The sequence below is a fragment of the Sphingobium sp. AP50 genome, from assembly GCF_900109095.1.
Taxonomy (GTDB): domain Bacteria; phylum Pseudomonadota; class Alphaproteobacteria; order Sphingomonadales; family Sphingomonadaceae; genus Sphingobium.
Window position 1 is genome coordinate 156,844 of sequence record NZ_FNYZ01000001.1, and the last position, 18,158, is coordinate 175,001.

Annotated in this window: 16 protein-coding genes; 9 read left to right on the forward strand and 7 right to left on the reverse strand. The window is 64.3% G+C overall.

Annotated elements, in window-relative coordinates:
* Positions 1 to 76: 76 nt before the first annotated feature.
* Positions 77 to 232: a hypothetical protein gene (locus tag BMY84_RS29585; RefSeq protein WP_177203856.1), complete on the forward strand. Its 156-nt coding sequence runs from the start codon at positions 77 to 79 to the stop codon at positions 230 to 232.
* On the opposite strand, the gene BMY84_RS00805 is transcribed toward BMY84_RS29585, so the two are convergent.
* A complete protein-coding gene (locus tag BMY84_RS00805) occupies positions 229 to 1,125 on the reverse strand; it encodes a DMT family transporter (protein ID WP_093079457.1) in 897 nt (298 codons plus the stop codon). The genes BMY84_RS29585 and BMY84_RS00805 overlap by 4 nt on opposite strands.
* Complete coding sequence (locus BMY84_RS00810; protein WP_093081569.1) at positions 1,118 to 2,137, reverse strand: threonine aldolase family protein; 1,020 nt, start codon at positions 2,135 to 2,137, stop codon at positions 1,118 to 1,120. The genes BMY84_RS00805 and BMY84_RS00810 overlap by 8 nt, the downstream gene beginning before the upstream one ends.
* Positions 2,138 to 2,294: 157 nt before the next feature.
* Here BMY84_RS00810 and BMY84_RS00815 point away from each other — a divergent pair, with 157 nt between their 5' ends.
* The 3 genes from BMY84_RS00815 (at position 2,295) to BMY84_RS00825 (ending at position 5,286) form a co-directional block, all read left to right on the forward strand.
* A complete protein-coding gene (locus BMY84_RS00815) occupies positions 2,295 to 3,386 on the forward strand; it encodes a branched-chain amino acid aminotransferase (protein WP_093079460.1) in 1,092 nt (363 codons plus the stop codon).
* A gap of 150 nt (positions 3,387 to 3,536) precedes the next feature.
* Entirely contained in the window at positions 3,537 to 4,745 is a 1,209-nt protein-coding gene (locus tag BMY84_RS00820; RefSeq protein WP_093079462.1) for a UbiH/UbiF/VisC/COQ6 family ubiquinone biosynthesis hydroxylase, read from the forward strand.
* Between the two features lie 85 nt (positions 4,746 to 4,830).
* A complete protein-coding gene (locus BMY84_RS00825) occupies positions 4,831 to 5,286 on the forward strand; it encodes a hypothetical protein (protein ID WP_093079465.1) in 456 nt (151 codons plus the stop codon).
* 47 nt (positions 5,287 to 5,333) lie between these two features.
* On the opposite strand, the gene BMY84_RS00830 is transcribed toward BMY84_RS00825, so the two are convergent.
* Positions 5,334 to 5,846, reverse strand: coding sequence for a cytochrome b (locus BMY84_RS00830; protein ID WP_093079467.1), 513 nt, complete (start codon positions 5,844 to 5,846; stop codon positions 5,334 to 5,336).
* Between the two features lie 95 nt (positions 5,847 to 5,941).
* On the reverse strand, positions 5,942 to 7,885 hold the full coding sequence (acs, locus tag BMY84_RS00835) for an acetate--CoA ligase (protein WP_093079470.1): 1,944 nt from the start codon (positions 7,883 to 7,885) through the stop codon (positions 5,942 to 5,944).
* Between the two features lie 184 nt (positions 7,886 to 8,069).
* Here acs and BMY84_RS00840 point away from each other — a divergent pair, with 184 nt between their 5' ends.
* On the forward strand, positions 8,070 to 8,741 hold the full coding sequence (locus BMY84_RS00840) for a glutathione S-transferase family protein (protein WP_093079472.1): 672 nt from the start codon (positions 8,070 to 8,072) through the stop codon (positions 8,739 to 8,741).
* A gap of 141 nt (positions 8,742 to 8,882) precedes the next feature.
* On the opposite strand, the gene BMY84_RS00845 is transcribed toward BMY84_RS00840, so the two are convergent.
* Together BMY84_RS00845 and BMY84_RS00850 are read right to left on the reverse strand one after the other, a co-directional pair.
* Positions 8,883 to 10,040, reverse strand: a complete 1,158-nt coding sequence (locus BMY84_RS00845; RefSeq protein WP_093079475.1) for a GGDEF domain-containing protein — start codon at positions 10,038 to 10,040, stop codon at positions 8,883 to 8,885.
* A gap of 126 nt (positions 10,041 to 10,166) precedes the next feature.
* Positions 10,167 to 11,048 (reverse strand): LysR substrate-binding domain-containing protein, encoded by an 882-nt coding sequence (locus BMY84_RS00850; protein WP_093017184.1) that lies wholly within the window; start codon positions 11,046 to 11,048, stop codon positions 10,167 to 10,169.
* Between the two features lie 334 nt (positions 11,049 to 11,382).
* Between BMY84_RS00850 and BMY84_RS00855 the strand changes: the two genes are divergently transcribed.
* From BMY84_RS00855 to BMY84_RS00870, 4 genes are all read left to right on the forward strand, one after another.
* Entirely contained in the window at positions 11,383 to 13,677 is a 2,295-nt protein-coding gene (locus BMY84_RS00855; protein ID WP_093079477.1) for a CDC48 family AAA ATPase, read from the forward strand.
* A gap of 135 nt (positions 13,678 to 13,812) precedes the next feature.
* Positions 13,813 to 14,457, forward strand: a complete 645-nt coding sequence (locus BMY84_RS00860; protein WP_093079480.1) for a class I SAM-dependent methyltransferase — start codon at positions 13,813 to 13,815, stop codon at positions 14,455 to 14,457.
* A gap of 109 nt (positions 14,458 to 14,566) precedes the next feature.
* Positions 14,567 to 15,667, forward strand: coding sequence for a helix-turn-helix transcriptional regulator (locus tag BMY84_RS00865; RefSeq protein WP_093079483.1), 1,101 nt, complete (start codon positions 14,567 to 14,569; stop codon positions 15,665 to 15,667).
* Between the two features lie 237 nt (positions 15,668 to 15,904).
* On the forward strand, positions 15,905 to 17,170 hold the full coding sequence (locus BMY84_RS00870) for a glutamate-5-semialdehyde dehydrogenase (protein ID WP_093079485.1): 1,266 nt from the start codon (positions 15,905 to 15,907) through the stop codon (positions 17,168 to 17,170).
* 153 nt (positions 17,171 to 17,323) lie between these two features.
* Here BMY84_RS00870 and kdsA read toward each other — a convergent pair whose 3' ends face one another.
* On the reverse strand, positions 17,324 to 18,154 hold the full coding sequence (kdsA, locus tag BMY84_RS00875) for a 3-deoxy-8-phosphooctulonate synthase (protein ID WP_093079488.1): 831 nt from the start codon (positions 18,152 to 18,154) through the stop codon (positions 17,324 to 17,326).
* Between the last annotated feature and the right edge of the window lie 4 nt (positions 18,155 to 18,158).

The window sequence follows — 18,158 nt, forward strand, 5'->3', positions numbered from 1 at the left end:
CATCCAATGCGATGGTTTACGCCTTGTTAACCGAACTGGTCGACAAGCGGCTTATCGCTTCATAAAGGGATGCCGCATGACCCGTATCGATAAGGCTTTCACGACCCTCAGCCACAAGATGTGCGAACTGGGCACGTCGGGCCGCTCGCCATCGCAGCCCCAATCGATCGCCAGCCTGCTCGACAAGGTCAACGCCGCCAAGCTACGCTACCAGCCCGGCGCGATGCGTTAACGCGCCTTGGATCGCAGCGCGATGGCCATGCCGGCAACTGCCAGCAGGGCGCCGATAATGGACAGCGCCGACCAGCGATAGCCCTCCACCAGCGTAGAGATCAGCATCGCGATCACCGGGATCAGCACGCTGGTATAGGCGGCCCGCCCCGCGCCCATGCGCTGGATCAGGGTGAAATAAAGCGGGAAGGTCACGACCGATCCGGCCAGCCCCAGCCAGCCGACCCCCAATATATAGCCGCTGCGCGGATCGAATGCCGGCGGCCCGACCGTCGCCCAGGCATAGAGCGCATCCACGCCCGCGCCGATCAGCATCGCCCAGGCCAGCACCGCCACCATCGGCAGCCGCCGGGCAATCTCCATCCCCTGCATCACATTGGCGGTGGACGCGCTCATCAGCCCCGCGCAGGAGAAGGCCGCGCCCAGCAGCACCATGTCCGGCCGTACCGTGGCACCATGATACTCATGCAGCAGCATCAGCAATATCCCCGTCACCGCCACCACCGATCCGCCGATGAAGGCGCGGCTGACCGGCTGACAAAAGATCAGGAAGGCGAGGATCGAATTGGGGATGAGCAGCATCGCATAGACGACCGCGACCAGCCCCGATGTCAGATAATGTTCCGCCCGATAGACGAAGTTGAAATTCAGCACGAACTGGGCGACGCCCAGCAGCGCGGCATAGAGCAGGCCGCTGCGCCCGATATTCAGGGGAATGCCGCGCCACCGGGCGAAGGCCGCCATGGCGACGCCGGCCATCAGGAAGCGATAGCAGACCGACCAGCTAGCGGGCACCGACCCGATCTGGTCGCGGATCACGATCCAGGTCGAACTCCAGATCAGCGTGACCAGGATGAAGGGGATGGCGACGCCGCCGGTCCGGCCTTCAGCCACCGGTCAGGGCTTTCAGCGCCTGCGCCAGCGGCGCGACACTGGCCGCGTCCTGCGCCCAGTTGGTGACGAGCCGGGCAGCGCCTTCGCCCCAGTCGTAAAAGTCGAAGCCCTGCGCGCGCAAAGTCGCTGCTTCTTCCGTGCTCAGCCGCACGAACAATTCATTGGCCTGCACCGGGTGCATCAACCGCCCGGCCGCCCCGTCCGCCAGCGCCTGCGCCGCGCCATTGGCGGCGTGGGCGTTGCGCAGCCACAGATCGTCCTCGATCATCGCCAATATCTGCGCGGCCAGATAGCGCCCTTTGGAAAAGAGATGGCCCGACCGCTTGCGCCAGCGCTGCGCTTCGGCGGTGCGCGCATCGGCCGCCTCGCCAAAGAAGAGCAGCGCCTCACCGACCATCCCGCCATTCTTCACGCAACCGAACGACAGCGCGTCCACGCCCGCGCGCCATGTGACGTCGGCGGGCGTGCAGCCCAGATGCGCCACCGCATTGGCAAAGCGCGCGCCGTCCATATGGAAGCCCAGACCATGGGCCTTGGCGACCTCGCCCAGCGCGGCGACTTCGGCAGGCGCATAGACCAGCCCATATTCGGTGGCGTTGGTAATGCTGATCGCGCGGGCCGGTGCCTGATGCACATCGGGGCGGATCATCTTCAGCCGGTCGATCACGATTTCGGGCGTCAGCTTCGCACCCTCGCCCGGCAGCGGCATCAGCGTCGCGCCATGGGTGAAAAAAACCGGCGCGCCGCATTCGTCGGCGATGATATGCGCTTCCTCATGGCACAATATGCCGCCATAGGGCGGGCACAGCGTCGCCAGCGCGATGCAGTTCGCCGCCGTCCCGGTCGACACCCACAAGGCCCTTACCGGCGTTTCGAAGAGGTCGGAAAAGGCCCCGTCCAGCCGCGCGCTCCAGGCGTCGCCATCATAGCCATGGTCGGCATGATCGGCGGCGGCGATCGCGGCCATGACGTCGGGGCAGATCGGGGTGACATTGTCGGAGAAGAAATGCATCGCGCAGCGATAGCGGGGCCGCCGCAGCGCGGGAAGAGGCCAGCGCCACCCGGCTGGCCCTTTCGCCAAAAAATGGGTCAGTATATATGACCAATTGTTTCGGGCCGCGCTCTGTGACATAGGCGGCCCCTTCCGAGCCATTATAAGGAGACTCACCATGGCCGCCGAGCAGACGTCGCGCTTCACCGTCACCCGCAACAGCCAGGCTGTGACGGCAGACCAGCGCGCTGTATTGCTCGAAGATCCCGGTTTCGGCCGGCTCTTCACCGACCATATGGTGACCATTCGTTATACCGAAGGGCAGGGCTGGCACAGCCACAAGGTAGAGCCGCGCGCGCCGTTCCAGCTCGATCCGGCCTGCGCCGTGCTGCATTATGCGCAGGAAATCTTCGAAGGCATGAAGGCCTACCGACTGGAAGATGGCAGCGTCGCCATGTTCCGCCCGGAAGAAAATGCGCGTCGCTTCGCCGAATCGGCCGAGCGCATGGCGATGCCGGCGATCCCGCAGGATCTGTTCCTGGAAGCGGTCGAGCAATTGGTGAAGATCGATGCCGACTGGATTCCGACCGGCGAAGGCAGCCTCTATCTGCGCCCCTTCCTGTTCGCCAGTGAGGCGTTCTTGGGCGTGCGCCCGTCGAACGAATATATCTTCTGCGTCATCGCCTCGCCCGCCGGCGCCTATTTCAAGGGCGGGAAGAAGGCCGTGACCCTGTGGGTGTCGGAACATTTCACCCGCGCCGCCCGCGGTGGCACCGGTGCGGCCAAGTGCGGCGGCAACTATGCCGCCTCGCTGGTCGCGCAGAAGGAAGCGATCAAGCATGGCTGCGATCAGGTCGTCTTCCTCGACGCCGCCGAAAATAAGTGGGTCGAGGAACTGGGCGGCATGAACGTCTTCTTCGTGATGGATGACGGCTCGATCGTCACGCCGCCGCTGACCGGCACCATCCTGCCCGGCATCACCCGCAATTCGATCATCTCGCTGGCCCGCGCCAAGGGCCATGATGTGCGCGAGGAACCCTACAGCTTCGCCCAGTGGCGCGCCGACGCCGCCAGCGGCAAGCTGCGCGAAGCCTTCGCCTGCGGCACGGCCGCGGTCGTGACGGCAATCGGCACGGTCAAGAGCACGGATGGCGATTTCACCATCGGCAATGGCGATGGCGGGCTGGTGACGGAAACGCTGCGCGCCGAACTGACCGGCATCCAGCGCGGCGTGGTCGCCGATCCGGCCAACTGGGTCCGCACACTGTAATTTTCGCTTAGTTGTTCGTCATTGCGAGCGCAGTGAAGCAATCCACTGGCGCACGCATGGATTGCTTCGCTGCGCTCGCAATGACGACCTGACAAGTTCAGGGGAAGCTCTTACTTCCCAATCCCTTCCCAAGCGCCTAGACACGCCTCCATGGAACGCTTCGATGTCGTGATTTTGGGGGGCGGGCTGGTTGGCCTGACCCTGGCTATCGCTCTTTCCGGCCATGGCGTGCGCTGCGCCGTGATCGACCCGGCCGATCCGGTCGCGACCACCGCCGCCGGTTTCGATGGTCGCGTGTCGGCGATCAGTTCGACCAGCTTCGCCATGATGAACGCGATCGGCGTCGGCAAGCATCTGGCGGGCAAGGGCTGCCCCATCGATCGCATCTGGGTCAGCGACGGGCTGGAGCCGGGCGCGCTCGACTTCGTGCCGGATGAGGATGATGGCGTCATGGGGACGATGTTCCCCAATCGCGACCTGCGCATCGCGTTGGCGCAGACGGCGGCGGAGGCAAAGAACCTCACATTCTTCCAGCCCGACCGCGCGGTGCAGGTGGACCGCAATGCCGATGGCGTATCGTTGACGCTGGCGAGCGGCGCGACGATCGAAGGCGCGCTGCTGGTCGCGGCGGAAGGACGCAACAGCCCCACGCGCGAAGCAGCGGGCATCAACACGACGCGCTGGCAATATAAGCACACCGCCATGGTGACGGCGATCGACCATGAGGTGCCGCACGCCAACACCGCCTATGAAATCTTCTATGTCGGCGGCCCCTTCGCGCTGCTGCCGATGCTGCCGGGCACCCGCTCCGCCGTCGTGTGGACCGTGCCCACCGAGCAGGCACCGGCGATGATGAAGCTGTCCGAACGCGCCTGGCTGGCCGAGGCGCAGAAGCGGATCGGCGGCTTTCTGGGCGATATCGCGCTGGCCGGACCGCGCTCCTCCTATCCGCTGGGTTTCCACCATGCCGCGCGCATCACCGACACGCGCCTCGCGCTGGTGGGGGATAGCGCGCATGCCATCCATCCGATCGCGGGGCAGGGCGTGAACCTTGGCTTCCGCGATGTCGCCGCGCTGGTCGAAGTGCTGGTGGAAGGCATGCGCCTCGGCCTCGATCCGGGCGATGCGCAACTGCTCGCCCGCTATCAGCGCTGGCGCGGCCTCGACACGATGATGACCAGCGTCGCGATGGACGGCCTCGTCCGCCTGTTCGACGTGCCGGGCAAGATCCCGTCACTGGTCCGCCGCGCGGGACTGGCAGCGGTGCAGCGCAGCGGCATGCTCAAGAACCGATTCATGGCCGAAGCGCGCGGCCAGTCCGGCGCGCTGCCTAGGCTGCTGACGGGCGAGATGATCTAAAGTATAAACTCTTCGCCGGTCGCGTTATTCCATAGTATTTCTTTCTGCTTCTGATAGCTTCCTCCTTGGGTCGAGAGGGGGTGTTATGAAGAAGCATTTTCTATTCGTTTCCGGCTGGCTGGTTGCAGCGTCGCTGACTGGCAGCGCGTTGGCAGCGGACAAGGCAACCGGCTGGAAAAACTGGGCGGACCATGCCGAACGGATTTCCGCAGCCGCCGATACCGGTGATCTGGGCGCTGTCTCGCAGGCCTGCCAGGGATCGACCTCGACCATCATCTCGCAGGGGTTCCAGTTCCCCTATTGGGCGCAGATGCTCCCGCAATTCTGCAATGTTTACAAGGCGGAGAGCCGCAAGCGCCTCGTCACGATGAAAAGCTGGCGCGCGGAATGCAAATCGCTTCGCAGCCGCATGTCCAGCCTGTCCAAGGCCGAACCGGTGGCGGAAGAACCGCGCGCCGAACCATTGGCGAAACATATGGCGGCGACATTGCAGGCGCTGGACGTTCGGGAATGTTCGCACAAGCCCGAACGGGAAAGATAGGACGAGGCAGGCAGCCGGGGCGACGGGCTAGTTGCCCCGGCAAGCCGTCACAGCATCCGCCGCAGCACATCATCCTTCAGCAGGACATGATGGCGCAGCGCCGCGCCCACATGCAGGATGATCAGCGCGACCCACAGCCAGGGCAGCAATTCATGCGCGCCGCGCGACAGGCCGACGATCGCGTCGCCCTTCGCCACGCCGAATTTCGGCACGTCGAACAGGAAGAACCAGTTGAGCGGGCGCGGCCCGGCCGATGACATGATCCAGCCCGACAGCGGCAGGATCAGCATCAGCGCATAGAAAATGAAATGCGTCGCATGCGCGGCCCCTTTCTCCCACAGCGGCATCGCGGCGGGCAGCGCCGGGGCGCGATGGGTCAGCCGCCAGATGATCCGCAACAGGGTCAGCGCCAATACGGTCAGGCCGATCGATTTATGCACGGGCATCACCGCCCAGTCCTTGGGCAGCGCCTCATGCGCGAAGCCGAAGAAGAGATTGCCCACTATCAGGACGGCGATGATCCAGTGCAGGGCACGGGCGACGGAGGTATAACGGGCCATGGGCTGCTCCTTTTGGGATGTCGGCCAAAGCCATGGCCATCCTACCCGATGCCCATGGCCTCACTCTGTTATGGGCCGCCCGCTGGGACGGCCCATCAACCCTGACGATTGGCGACCAGATTGTCCACCACCGACGGGTCGGCCAAAGTGCTGGTGTCGCCCAGCGCCTGTGCCGACACCTCGCCCTCGGCGATCTTGCGCAGGATGCGGCGCATGATTTTGCCCGATCGTGTCTTGGGCAGGCCCGGCGCGAACTGGATAGCGTCCGGCGTGGCGATCGGCCCGATTTCGGTCCGCACCCATTGCACCAAAGTCTTGCGCAGCGCGTCGTTCGCCTCTTCGCCGCTGTTCAGCGTGACATAGGCATAGATGCCCTGTCCCTTGATATCATGGGGGAAGCCGACCACCGCTGCCTCGGCGACGCTTTCATGCAGCACCAGCGCGCTTTCGACCTCGGCCGTGCCCATGCGGTGGCCCGACACGTTGATCACGTCATCGACCCGGCCGGTGATCCAGTAATAGCCGTCCGCGTCGCGGCGTGCGCCGTCTCCGGTCGTATATTTGCCGGGGAAGGTGCTGAAATAGGTCTGGAAAAAGCGTTCATGATCGCCCCACACGGTGCGCATCTGCCCCGGCCAGCTCCCCGCGATGACCAGATTGCCCTCGGTCGCGCCCTCCAGCACCTTGCCCTCGCCATCCAGTATCTGCGGCACCACGCCGGGCATGGGGAAGGTCGCCGAACCCGGCTTCAGGTCGGTGGCGCCCGGCGTCGGCGCGATCATTGCGCCGCCCGTCTCGGTCTGCCACCAGGTGTCGATGATCGGGCAGCGATCCTCGCCCACGACATGATGATACCAGCGCCAGGCCTCCGGATTGATCGGCTCGCCCACCGTGCCCAGCACCCGTAACGACTTGCGGCTGGTGGAATGGACGAAATCGTCGCCCTCCTTCATCAGCGCGCGCAGCGCCGTGGGGGCGGTGAAGATGGTCTGCACCTGATGCCGGTCGACCACCTGCCAGATGCGCGCGGGCGTGGGATAATTGGGCACGCCCTCATAGATCAGCGTGGTCGCGCCATTGGCCAGCGGGCCATAGACGATATAGCTATGGCCCGTGACCCAGCCGATATCGGCCGCGCACCAGTAGATGTCGCCGGGCCGATAATCGAAGCACATTTCATGGGTCAGGCTGGCCCACAGCAGATAGCCGCCGGTGGTGTGCAGCACGCCCTTGGGCTTGCCGGTCGAACCGGACGTATAGAGGATGAACAGCGGATCTTCCGCCTGCATCGGTTCGGGCGGGCAGTCGGCGGACACGGCTGCCGCTTCCTCATGCAGCCACAGGTCGCGGCCATCCTGCATCAGGATCGCGCCGCCCGTGGCCTTGACCACGATGACCTTCCTGACGCTGGGGCATTCCTTCAGCGCGGCGTCGACATTGGCCTTCAGCGGCACGCTCTTGCCCGCGCGGCGGCCTTCGTCGGCGGTGATGACGATGTTGGAATCGCAATCGATGATGCGGCCCGCCAGCGCTTCGGGCGAAAAGCCACCGAAGACGACGCTGTGGATCGCGCCGATCCGCGCGCAGGCCAGCAGGGCAAAGGCCGCTTCCGGGATCATTGGCAGATAGAGGGTGATGCGGTCGCCCTTCTTGGCGCCCGCTTCCTTCAGCACATTGGCAAAGCGGCACACTTCTTCATGCAGTTGCGCATAGCTGTAGCGGCGCGGCTCCGCATCGGGCGAATCGGGTTCCCACAGGATTGCCGTCTGGTCGGCCCGCTCCGCCAGATGCCGGTCGACGCAATTGGCGCTGACGTTCAATATGCCGTCGGCAAACCATTTCACGCCGAAATCGGCTTCGTGAAAGCTGCTTTCATTGGCTTTCGTCGGCGCGCTGATCCAGTCCAGCCGCTGCGCCTTCTCCAGCCAATAGGCATCGGCATCGTCGATGGAGCGCGCATAATCGGCCTCGCGCGCGGCCCGGTCCATCAATGCTCCCTTGGCCCAGCTTTCGGGCACCGGGAAGAAATCGTCAGACATCAAGCATCCTTTCCATCGCGAAACCATTATTGCGGTCACTTCTATCGCCTTGATAGCAGGATCGAAAGGCCGGACCATGATCTTTGCCGCCATCCTTTTGGCCAATATTGCCATGCAGCATGATCATCGTCGGGACATTTTGCCGCTTCCCCCAATGCGCGGGCGCGCCTAACAGGGATCGCCTATGTGGTTGCTTTACCAATTCCCGCTCTGCCCCTTTTCGCGCAAGGTCCGGCTTCTCCTTGGGGAGAAGGGGATCGGCTATGATCTGGTGCGCGAATCGCCCTGGGCGATGCGCGACGAATTTCTCGATCTCAATCCCGCCGGGCTGACCCCGGTGATGGTGGATGAGGAACGCGGCGTGACCCTGCTCGACAGTCAGGCGATCTGCGAATATTTCGAGGAGACGGTGGAGAAAGTCCCGCTCATCTCCGGCACGGCGGCGGGCCGGGCGGAGGTGCGACGGCTGACCGCCTTTTTCGACCAGAGCTTCTATGGTGATGTGGTCGGCCCGTTGCTGCACGAACGGATGAAGAAGCGACTGATCGAACGGGCGCCGCCGGATGCGCGCGTGCTGCGGGAGGCGATGAAGCGCGCCAATGTCCATATGGATTATATGGATTATCTGCTCGACCATCGCAGCTGGATGGCGGGAGGGACGCTCAGTCTGGCCGATATCGCGGCGGCGGCGCATCTGTCGGTGGCGGATTATCTGGGCGGGATCGACTGGGCCGGGCATGAACCGGTCAAGCGCTGGTATGCCGGCTTCAAGTCGCGGCCATCCTTCCGGCCGCTCCTGTCGGAACGGATGGAAATCATCACCCCGCCGCCCCATTATGAAAAACCCGATTTCTAAGAGCGCTGGGCGTTAAATTGGGATCACCTAATCTCTGTTCGTCCTGAGCCTGTCGAAGGACGTGCGAAACGTCCTTCGACAGGCTCAGGACGAACGGCCCATATTAGAAGCGCGCTGCTATAAACACGCGAGCGAAGGCCGTCAGTCGGACTCCGCCGCCAGATAGACGCGATTGCGACCATGTTCCTTGGCGAGATATAGCGCACGATCCGCCGCCTTTAGCGCGGCGCGCGGGTCTTCATAGGCCAGCACATTGGCGACGCCGGCGGAAAAGCTCACCCGCTCCATTCGTTCGCCATTGGTGCGGTTCACCAGGCTGCGATTGGCCAGATCCTCACGCACGCCGTCCACCGCCTCGCAAGTCTCGGCCGCGGTCTTGCCCCGGAACAGCATCACGAATTCCTCGCCGCCATGCCGCGCGACATGGCAGCGGTCGTTGGAAATCTTGGCCAGCAGGCCCGCGACGAACTTCAGCACCCGGTCGCCGGTGTCATGACCGTGCGTGTCGTTGATATTCTTGAAATGGTCGATATCGCAGAAGGCGACCGACAGGGTTTCATGCTGTTCCTGCGCCAGCGCCAGTTCTTCACGCAGCACGCCTTCAAAGGCGCGACGGTTGGGCAGGCCAGTTAGATGGTCATGCTCGGCCGCGCGGCGGGCCGTCTCCAGGCTCGATTTCAGCGCTTGCGTCTGCTTCTGATTTTCGCGCAGCTGGCTTTCCACCTGCCGCGTCTTTTCCACCATCGACCGGGTCAGGCCGACCAGTCGTGACAGAACCGGCTCGCTATCGCCACCGGCGGCCAGATCCTTGGCCTGCTCTTGCAGCGCGGCGCCATAATCCTTCGCCGAATTGCGCGATTCATGCATCAGCCCGGTGAACTGGCCCAGATTTTCCTCGACCTTGTCCAGCATCGATGCGAGCGATTCGGGCGTGATTTCATCGGCGCGCTGTTCGGCGGCGACCGATTCGATCCAGCTGTTGGTGATCTTGCCTCGTTCCATCATGACCGCGCGGATCGCCTTCTCGACGCCGATATTAGCCCCGGTCAGATAATCGAGCGCGACGCTGAAGTTGATCGGCGTCAGGTCAAGGTCATGAGCGAACAGGAAATCGCCGATATCCCCATAAAGCTGGCGACGGCGGTTGATTTCCCGATTGGAGGCGGTGCCGGTTCGCGGCCGCTGCTCTTCTTCCTCGTCCGACTCCTCGACCTTGCCGGAAAGCCCTCTGGCCCAGCGCGCCAGACGGTCGGTTAGCCCATGTTGCGGACTAGCGGATGAAGATGGTGCCCCAGTCATGATGGCAATAACGGCTGCGGCCAAACAAGGTTAAGGGGCTGGCCACAAAGAATCACGGCGGCATCTTGGAAATGTGCGAAAGCGCGCATTTCGGGAGCCGCACCGGCAGCGCGTTTCCCAAAAAAATCAGATGTCCGCGGCAATCAGCCAGTCGCGGAAGATGCGCACGGCCCGCGTCTGCAACGCCCGCGGGCGGCAGACGAAGAAGTAGCGATAGGGGCTGTCGACATGGATCGGGAACAGCCGCATCAGCCGTGGATCGCCTGATTGCTCATAATGGCTGGCATGCATCACCGCCACGCCCAGCCCCTGCGCCGCCGCCTCCAGCATCAGCTGGCCCGAATCATAATTGTCGATCGCCAGCGGTTGCAGGTCGGGCAGGCCCGCCGCTTCCTTCCAGGCATCGAACGACAATGCCATGTCGCGGTGAAGCAGCACGGTCTGCTGCGCCAGTTCTTCGGGCGATTTCAGCGCCTGCGGTCCTTCGCCCAGCTGCCGCCGCCCGATCAGATAGACTTCTTCATGGTCCAGTTCATGGGCATAGAGCGCCGGATCGATATCCTTGGCCATCAGCACGATCGCCGCGTCCAGCCCTTCGCCAAGACGCGCCACGGCGTGGGGCGTCGTTTCGATATCGATATGCAATTGGGGATGCTGCTGGCGCAACCGGCCCAGATGCGGGAACAGGCGCTGCGTCGCGAACAGCGGCATAACCGCCAGCCGCAATCGCAGCTGGTTGCCGCCGCTCTGGATATTTTCCAGCGCCTGGCTCAGCGAATCGAGCGCGGGGGCGATATCGTCCAGCAGGCGCTGCCCGTCGACATTGATCTCCAGCGCCTGATGCTTCCGGTCGAACAGCGGGCGGCCGATGAATCGCTCCAGCGCCTGCACCCGGCGGCTCAGCGCCGGAGTCGACAGGGCGAGTTCTTCGGCGGCCGCCTTGACGGAACCAAGGCGGGCAACCTGAACAAAGGCCTCCAGGGCCGTTAGGGGCGGCAATCTGCGCATAATCTGTAAAAGTCCGAAGCCGATCCGCTGCGCCGCGTCAATTCTATTTATCGAACGGCGCGCATCCCGGTTCCAAGCATCCTGCACATAGAGAGCAGGAAAATGGGAGAAATGGCAAGATGCAATTTTTGCAACTCATCGGATTATTTCGCACTCGCAAAAAATCATGCCGCACTGCACATAGAGCAGGCCTTTTAGGCATCCTCTCCTAAAAACTTTCAGGGCTGGCTTTCGGGCTGGCCCTTTTTTTGTCTTTCGCGGTCGCGAGCGCGGGGTCTTTCCGATCGCCGCTGCGTTTCCTATCTTCTTGGCGAACCATAAGCGGGGACGATGCGTGGCCGATCAGGAACAGACAGGACGCCGGATTCAGGTCGCCAATGCGCGGCCGGAGGATGCAGGACGCGGATTGGCGCGGATGCCGCTGGCCGTCATGGCCGAACTGCATCTGGCCGAAGGCGATGTGATCGAGATTATCGGCAAGCGGCCGACCTCCGCCCGGGTGGTGCGCCCCTATAAGGAAGATGAGGGGCTGGACGTGCTCCGGCTCGACGGTCTGCAACGCGCCAATGCCGGTGTCGGATCGGGCGATTTCGTCCAGATCGCGAAAATTGAGCCTCGTCAGGCCCAGCGCGTCGTGTTCGCGCCTGCACAAAATAACCTCCGACTTCAGGGCAATCCCGAAGCGCTCAAGCGCGTTTTCTTTCAGCGGCCGCTGGCGGCGGGCGATGTCGTCGCGACCGCTGGTCAGCAACAGGTGCCGCCCGGCGACATGCCGCCCCAGTTGCGCCAGATGCTGGCCGCACCGGCCTACGCCCTTCAGGAAATCCGCCTGGTCGTGGTGTCGACCGTGCCCAAGGGCGTTGTTCATATCGATGCGGAAACCGAAGTCGAACTGCGCGCCGAATATGAGGAGCCGCGCGAATCGCGCCGTGCCGACGTCACTTATGACGATGTCGGCGGCATGGCCGAAACGATCGACCAGTTGCGCGAAATGGTCGAACTGCCGCTGCGCTATCCCGAATTGTTCGAGCGGCTGGGCGTCGATCCGCCCAAGGGCGTCTTGCTGCACGGCCCGCCGGGCACCGGCAAGACCCGGCTCGCCCGCGCCGTCGCCAATGAATCGGAAGCGGAATTCTTCCTGATCAACGGGCCGGAGATCATGGGGTCGGCCTATGGCGAATCGGAAAAGCAACTGCGCGAGATATTCGAGGCGGCGGCCAAGTCCGCGCCCTCGATCCTGTTCATAGACGAGATCGATTCGATCGCGCCCAAGCGCGGCAATGTGACCGGCGAGACGGAAAAGCGCCTCGTCGCCCAGTTGCTGACTCTGATGGACGGCCTGGAACCGCGCACCAACCTCGTCGTCATCGCCGCGACCAATCGGCCCGAAGCGATTGACGAGGCGCTGCGCCGTCCCGGCCGCTTCGACCGGGAAATCGTGGTCGGCGTTCCCGATGAGCGGGGGCGGCGCGAAATCCTGGGTATCCACACGCGCGGCATGCCGCTGGGGGACAAGGTCGACCTCGCGGAACTGGCGCGCATGACCTACGGCTTCGTCGGTGCGGACCTCGCGGCGCTCAGCCGGGAGGCGGCGATCGAAACCGTGCGCCGCTTCATGCCCCGGCTCAATCTGGAGGAAGGGACGATCCCCGCCGACGTGCTGGAGGAACTCTCCGTCACGCGCGAGGACTTCATGGCCGCGATCAAGCGGGTCCAGCCGTCCGCCATGCGCGAAGTGATGGTGCAGGCGCCCAATATCGGCTGGTCCGATATCGGCGGGCTGGACGACGCACAGATGCGCCTGAAGGAAGGGGTGGAGCTGCCGCTCAAGGACCCCGACGCCTTCCGCCGGATCGGCATTCGCCCGGCCAAGGGCTTTCTGCTCTACGGCCCGCCCGGCACCGGCAAGACCCTGCTGGCCAAGGCGGTCGCGCGGGAGGCGCAGGCCAACTTCATCGCCACCAAGTCGAGCGACCTCCTGTCCAAATGGTATGGCGAGAGCGAACAGCAGATCGCCCGCCTGTTCGCCCGTGCGCGGCAGGTGGCGCCCACCGTCATCTTCATCGACGAACTGGACAGTCTGGTCCCCGCGCGCGGCGGTGGGCTTGGCGAACCGGCGGTGACGGAACGGGTGGTCAACACCATCCTGGCTGAAATGGACGGGCTGGAGGAGTTGCAGTCGGTGGTCGTCATCGGCGCGACCAACCGGCCGACGCTGATCGATCCGGCGCTGCTGCGGCCTGGCCGGTTCGATGAACTGATCTATGTGCCGGTGCCCGATCAGGCCGGGCGACGGCGCATATTGGGCATCCATACCGGCAAGATGCCGCTGGCCGATGATGTCGATCTGGATGCGCTGGCGGCACAGACCGAACGCTTCACCGGCGCCGATCTGGAAGATCTGGTCCGGCGCGCCGGTCTGGTGGCGCTGCGCCAGTCGCTCAGCGTGGCATCTGTGACGCAGGCGCATTTCGAAGCCGCGCTGGAAGAGACGCGCGCCTCGGTCACGCCAGAGATGGAGCGCGAATATGAGCAGATCCGCTCGCAACTGAAGCAGCGCGCGATGCAGGTCGATCCGATCGGCTTCGTCTCGCCCGGCATGTTGCGGCCGCGCGATCACACCGACTGACCATGGTTGATGCAAGGAGGGCGGATTGAACCAGTCCGCCCTCCTTGCGTTTTATGACGGGCTTATTGCAAAGCCGCTTGCCAGTCGGCTTCGGATTTGCAAGGCCGTGACCATGGTACAGACAGGCGAGCGTTGATGGCCTCCACTCCGTTGAAGAAGAAAAAGAACAAGGTTGGCGCCGGGTCTACCGGATCATTTTTCCGCCAGTGGGGCATGTTCTTCCGCCAGTTCATGAAGCATCCCGGCATGATCGGATCGGTCATTCCGTCCTCCTCCGTGGTGGTGAACCGGATGCTGGATCAGGTCGACTGGCGTAATACCCGGCTGTTCGTGGAATATGGGCCGGGCGTGGGCACCTTCACCCGCTCCATTCTTGATCGGCTGCCGGCCGACGCGACCTTGCTGACGATCGACCTCAATCTGGATTTCGTCGCCTATCTGGAAGCGGAGATTGACGATCCTCGCTTGCGCGTCGTCCATGGATCGGCCGCCGATGTACGCCGTTTCATCAAGGAAGCCGGCCATTATCAGGCCGACTATGTCCTGTCCGGCATCCCCTTTTCCACCTTGCCGGACGGCGTTGGCACGGCCATTTGCGCCGAAACGCGCGCCGCGCTGCGTCCGGGCGGCGCTTTCCTGATCTATCAATATTCGCGCTATGTGTGCGATATGCTGACGCCACTGTTCGACGATGTCAGCGACTCGCTGGAATGGCGCAACATCCCGCCCTGCCGCATGATTCGTGCAGTGAAGCAGGATCTGATGGCGCAAGCCGCCTAATTCTTGACCTTAATCAAGAATAGCAACGGATAAGGTCCAGAAACGACATCTTGTTTGACTCCACCTGTCCTTCGGATAACGCCGATCCGGGGCTTGGGGACATTTAGAGATGGCGACATCCGCCAGCAACAATGGGGACTGGGCCGACATTTTCCTGTCGGCCGCGCTGGAACCGGAAAAATGGGGGCAGGCCATCCATGCGATGGCGCAAGCGACGGGATCGCGTCATGGCCAGTTGATCGGCTTTGGCGCGGGGGCGTCCGCCTTCAACTGGATCAGCGCGGTCGACGACAGCATCCTCGCCAAAAGCGCGTCGATCGACCAGAGCGCGCCGGACCTCAATTTCCGCGTCGGTGCCGATCGCCTGCCCGATCGGCCCGCCATCGTCCATGAAGCCCATTATGACATCGCCCGCCAGTCGCTGCGCGCGGACGATTATCTTGATCTCTGTTCGGACTTCGACATTTTCGACGGTTGTCAGGCCAAGCTGGTGGCGAGCGACAATCAGATGATCGGCCTGGCCCTGCTGCGCGGCGGCAAGGATGGCCGGACGACCGAAGAACAGCGCGCCCTGTTCGCCGATATTGCCGGCCACGCCCGCACCGCCGTCCGCCTGCAACAGGCGATCGAGCAGCAGGGTTTCGCCCTGCTGGCCGGCACGTTCGAGGCGATGGACCGCGCCTGCTGGCTGCTCGACGCAACCGGGCGGGTCGGCGGCATGACGCCCCGTGCGGACGCGCTGCTGTCGACCAGCCGTATCCGGGTCAGCGATGGCTGGCTGGCCAGCGACCGGGCGGAGGAGACACGCGCCATCCTGCGCTCCGTGCGCGCGGTCATCGAACCGCCCGGCCGCGCCGCCGATCCGGTGGCGCTCGCGGATGCGGATGGCGGGGTCGCGATCATGCTGGAATTTTATCCGCTGCCGGTGCGGCCCTGGGCCTTGCCCTTCGCGCCGCGCGCCATCGCCATCGCGCGGGTCGGTGCGCCCAGCGACCGCCATGTGCAGTTGCTGACGCGCACCTTCCGCCTGACGCCTGCCGAAGCGGACATCGCGATCCGTCTGGCTGCCGGCCAGTCGCGACCGGACATCGCCGCCGCGCGGGGCGTCTCCGCCGCCACGCTGAAGGTTCAGTTGCGCAGCATCTATGACAAGACCGGATGCCAGCGGGAATCCCAGCTTGTCCGCATCGTCGGCCTGATCAGTCACTGAGATTTTCACCGCTTTTCTATAGCTCTACCCCTTATGGGGTATGTGGTGCAGCTGCGAAGCGGATAGGAAGGATGGCGAGGCAGGGTTCTTCTGCCCGCCGATGGCCGGACCATATGCGACCCATGGTTCGGCCGTCGGCACCACCCCCTCGACATCCGTCATCATCGACCTGACAGGCTTTTGCCGGACGGCGCTTTCATGCTACAGGCGCGGCCGATCTTCCGGCGAGAGCTTTGCATGAACGACCTGACCCAGACCCCCGAAATGCTGATCGCGATGCTCGGCGCGCGCGCGCGCGCGGCCGCCGCCGTGATCGCGCAGGCGAGCGACGCGCAGAAGGCGGATGCCCTGCGCCGTGCTGCCCAGGCGTTGCGGGATCAGGCGCCAGCGATTCTCGCCGCCAACGCCCGCGACATGGAAAATGCCGCCGCCAACGGCCTGTCGCCCGCAATGCTGGACCGGCTGCGGCTGGACGAAGGCCGGATCGAGGGCGCCGCCGCTGGCGTGGAGCAGGTCGCCGGGCTGCCCAATCCGCTCGGCAGCGTGATCGACAAGGTGGTGCGCCCCAACGGGCTGGAGCTTTCCCGCGTGCGCGTGCCGCTGGGCGTGATCGGCATCATCTATGAAAGCCGCCCCAATGTGACGGCGGACGCCGCTGCCCTCTGCCTGCGCGCCGGCAATGCCGTCATCCTGCGCGGCGGCAGCGAGGCGAAGGAAAGCAACCGCGCCATCCACGCTGCGATGGTGGAAGGGATCGTCGCCGCCGGCCTGCCCGCCGAAGCCGTGCAACTGGTCCCCACCACCGATCGCGCGGCGGTCGGCGCGCTTCTCAGGGCCTCGGAATTTGTCGACCTGATCGTGCCGCGCGGTGGCAAGAGCCTGGTCGCGCGCGTGCAGGAGGAAGCGCGCGTGCCCGTGCTGGCTCATCTGGATGGCATCAACCACAGCTATGTCGACGGTGCGGCCGATCCCGCCATGGCCCGCAATCTGGTGGTCAATGCCAAGATGCGCCGCACAGGCATTTGTGGATCGACCGAAACGGTGCTGATCGACCGTGCCTATGGGCAGGCGCCTGCGCTGGTTCAGGCGCTGCTCGATGCGAAATGCGAAGTGCGCGGCGATGAGGCGGTACAGGCGATGGACGCCCGCGTGATCGCGGCGTCGGAGGCGGACTGGGATACCGAATATCTCGACGCGATCGTGTCGATCCGGCTGGTCGACGGCGTTGCGGAGGCGATCGCCCATATCGCCGCCCATGCCAGCCATCATACCGATGCGATCATCACCGAAGATGCGGTGGTGGCCGAATATTTCCTCAATGCCGTCGACAGCGCGATCGTGATGTGGAATGTCTCTACCCAGTTCGCCGATGGCGCCGAATTCGGTCTGGGCGCGGAAATCGGCATTTCGACCGGCCGCCTCCATGCACGCGGCCCGGTGGCTCTGGAAGGGCTGACCACCTATAAGTGGATCGTACGCGGCACCGGCCAGGCACGCCCCTGAAATACGCGTCCCTGAAATATCTGTCCTATCCCGCCCGGTCTTGCGAAGATCGGGCGGTAAGGGACGTGGGGCTGGGACTTTCCGATAGGATCAGCGCCGCGTAACGATATGTCACGATTTGCGGGAAATATGCGAAGTTAAGCCCGCGCGATCCTATTGCGCCTTCACCACCTGATCGATCGCGCGCAGCGTTTTGAGCATCGGCGCGACCCAGCCCAGCGGCAGCATCACCGGCCCGTCAGACGGCGCAGTGTCGGGGTCTTCATGCGCTTCGGCAAAGATCGCCGCCACACCCGCCGCCACCGCGCTGCGCGCCAGCAGCGGCGCGAATTCACGCTGGCCGCCCGACGCCGTGCCAAGCCCGCCGGGCTGCTGCACCGAATGGGTGGCGTCGAACACCACCGGATAGCCGGTCTGCGCCATCGTCGGCAGCGCCCGCATGTCGCTGACCAGCGTGTTATAGCCGAAACTCGCCCCGCGCTCGGTCAGCAGGATGCGCTCATTGCCGGTCGACGCGACCTTCTGCGCCACCGCCGCCATGTCCCAGGGGGCCAGAAACTGGCCCTTCTTGACGTTGATCACCGCGCCCGTCTTGCCCGCCGCGACCAGCAGGTCGGTCTGGCGACAGAGAAAGGCGGGGATTTGCAGGATATCCACAGCCTGCGCCGCCGCCTCCACCTGTTCCGGCCCGTGAATGTCGGTCAGCACCGGGCAACCCAGCACCGCCTTCACGTCAGCCAATATGCGCAACCCCGCGTCGATCCCGACACCGCGCCGGCCCGATACCGACGTGCGATTCGCCTTGTCGAAGCTGCTCTTGAAGATGAAGGGCACGCCCGCATCCTCCGCCGCCTTCGCCAGCGCTTCTGCCATGAACAGGGCATGGTCGCGGCTTTCGATCTGGCAGGGGCCGGAAATCAGGACGAAGGGCAGGTCGTTGCCGAAGGTGACGGCGCCGACCTTCACATGCTTGGGATCGCTCATGCCG

Excerpts from the sequence above, each read along its gene's own strand:
- kdsA (WP_093079488.1), bottom strand. The coding sequence starts at position 18,154 with ATGAGCGATCCCAAGCATGTGAAGGTCGGCGCCGTCACCTTCGGCAAC.
- BMY84_RS00820 (WP_093079462.1), top strand. The coding sequence starts at position 3,537 with ATGGAACGCTTCGATGTCGTGATTTTGGGGGGCGGGCTGGTTGGCCTG.
- BMY84_RS00865 (WP_093079483.1), top strand. The coding sequence starts at position 14,567 with ATGGCGACATCCGCCAGCAACAATGGGGACTGGGCCGACATTTTCCTG.
- BMY84_RS00870 (WP_093079485.1), top strand. The coding sequence starts at position 15,905 with ATGAACGACCTGACCCAGACCCCCGAAATGCTGATCGCGATGCTCGGC.
- BMY84_RS00840 (WP_093079472.1), top strand. The coding sequence starts at position 8,070 with ATGTGGTTGCTTTACCAATTCCCGCTCTGCCCCTTTTCGCGCAAGGTC.
- BMY84_RS00815 (WP_093079460.1), top strand. The coding sequence starts at position 2,295 with ATGGCCGCCGAGCAGACGTCGCGCTTCACCGTCACCCGCAACAGCCAG.
- BMY84_RS00825 (WP_093079465.1), top strand. The coding sequence starts at position 4,831 with ATGAAGAAGCATTTTCTATTCGTTTCCGGCTGGCTGGTTGCAGCGTCG.
- acs (WP_093079470.1), bottom strand. The coding sequence starts at position 7,885 with ATGTCTGACGATTTCTTCCCGGTGCCCGAAAGCTGGGCCAAGGGAGCA.
- BMY84_RS00845 (WP_093079475.1), bottom strand. The coding sequence starts at position 10,040 with ATGACTGGGGCACCATCTTCATCCGCTAGTCCGCAACATGGGCTAACC.
- BMY84_RS00830 (WP_093079467.1), bottom strand. The coding sequence starts at position 5,846 with ATGGCCCGTTATACCTCCGTCGCCCGTGCCCTGCACTGGATCATCGCC.
- BMY84_RS00810 (WP_093081569.1), bottom strand. The coding sequence starts at position 2,137 with ATGCATTTCTTCTCCGACAATGTCACCCCGATCTGCCCCGACGTCATG.
- BMY84_RS00860 (WP_093079480.1), top strand. The coding sequence starts at position 13,813 with ATGGCCTCCACTCCGTTGAAGAAGAAAAAGAACAAGGTTGGCGCCGGG.
- BMY84_RS00850 (WP_093017184.1), bottom strand. The coding sequence starts at position 11,048 with ATGCGCAGATTGCCGCCCCTAACGGCCCTGGAGGCCTTTGTTCAGGTT.
- BMY84_RS29585 (WP_177203856.1), top strand. The coding sequence starts at position 77 with ATGACCCGTATCGATAAGGCTTTCACGACCCTCAGCCACAAGATGTGC.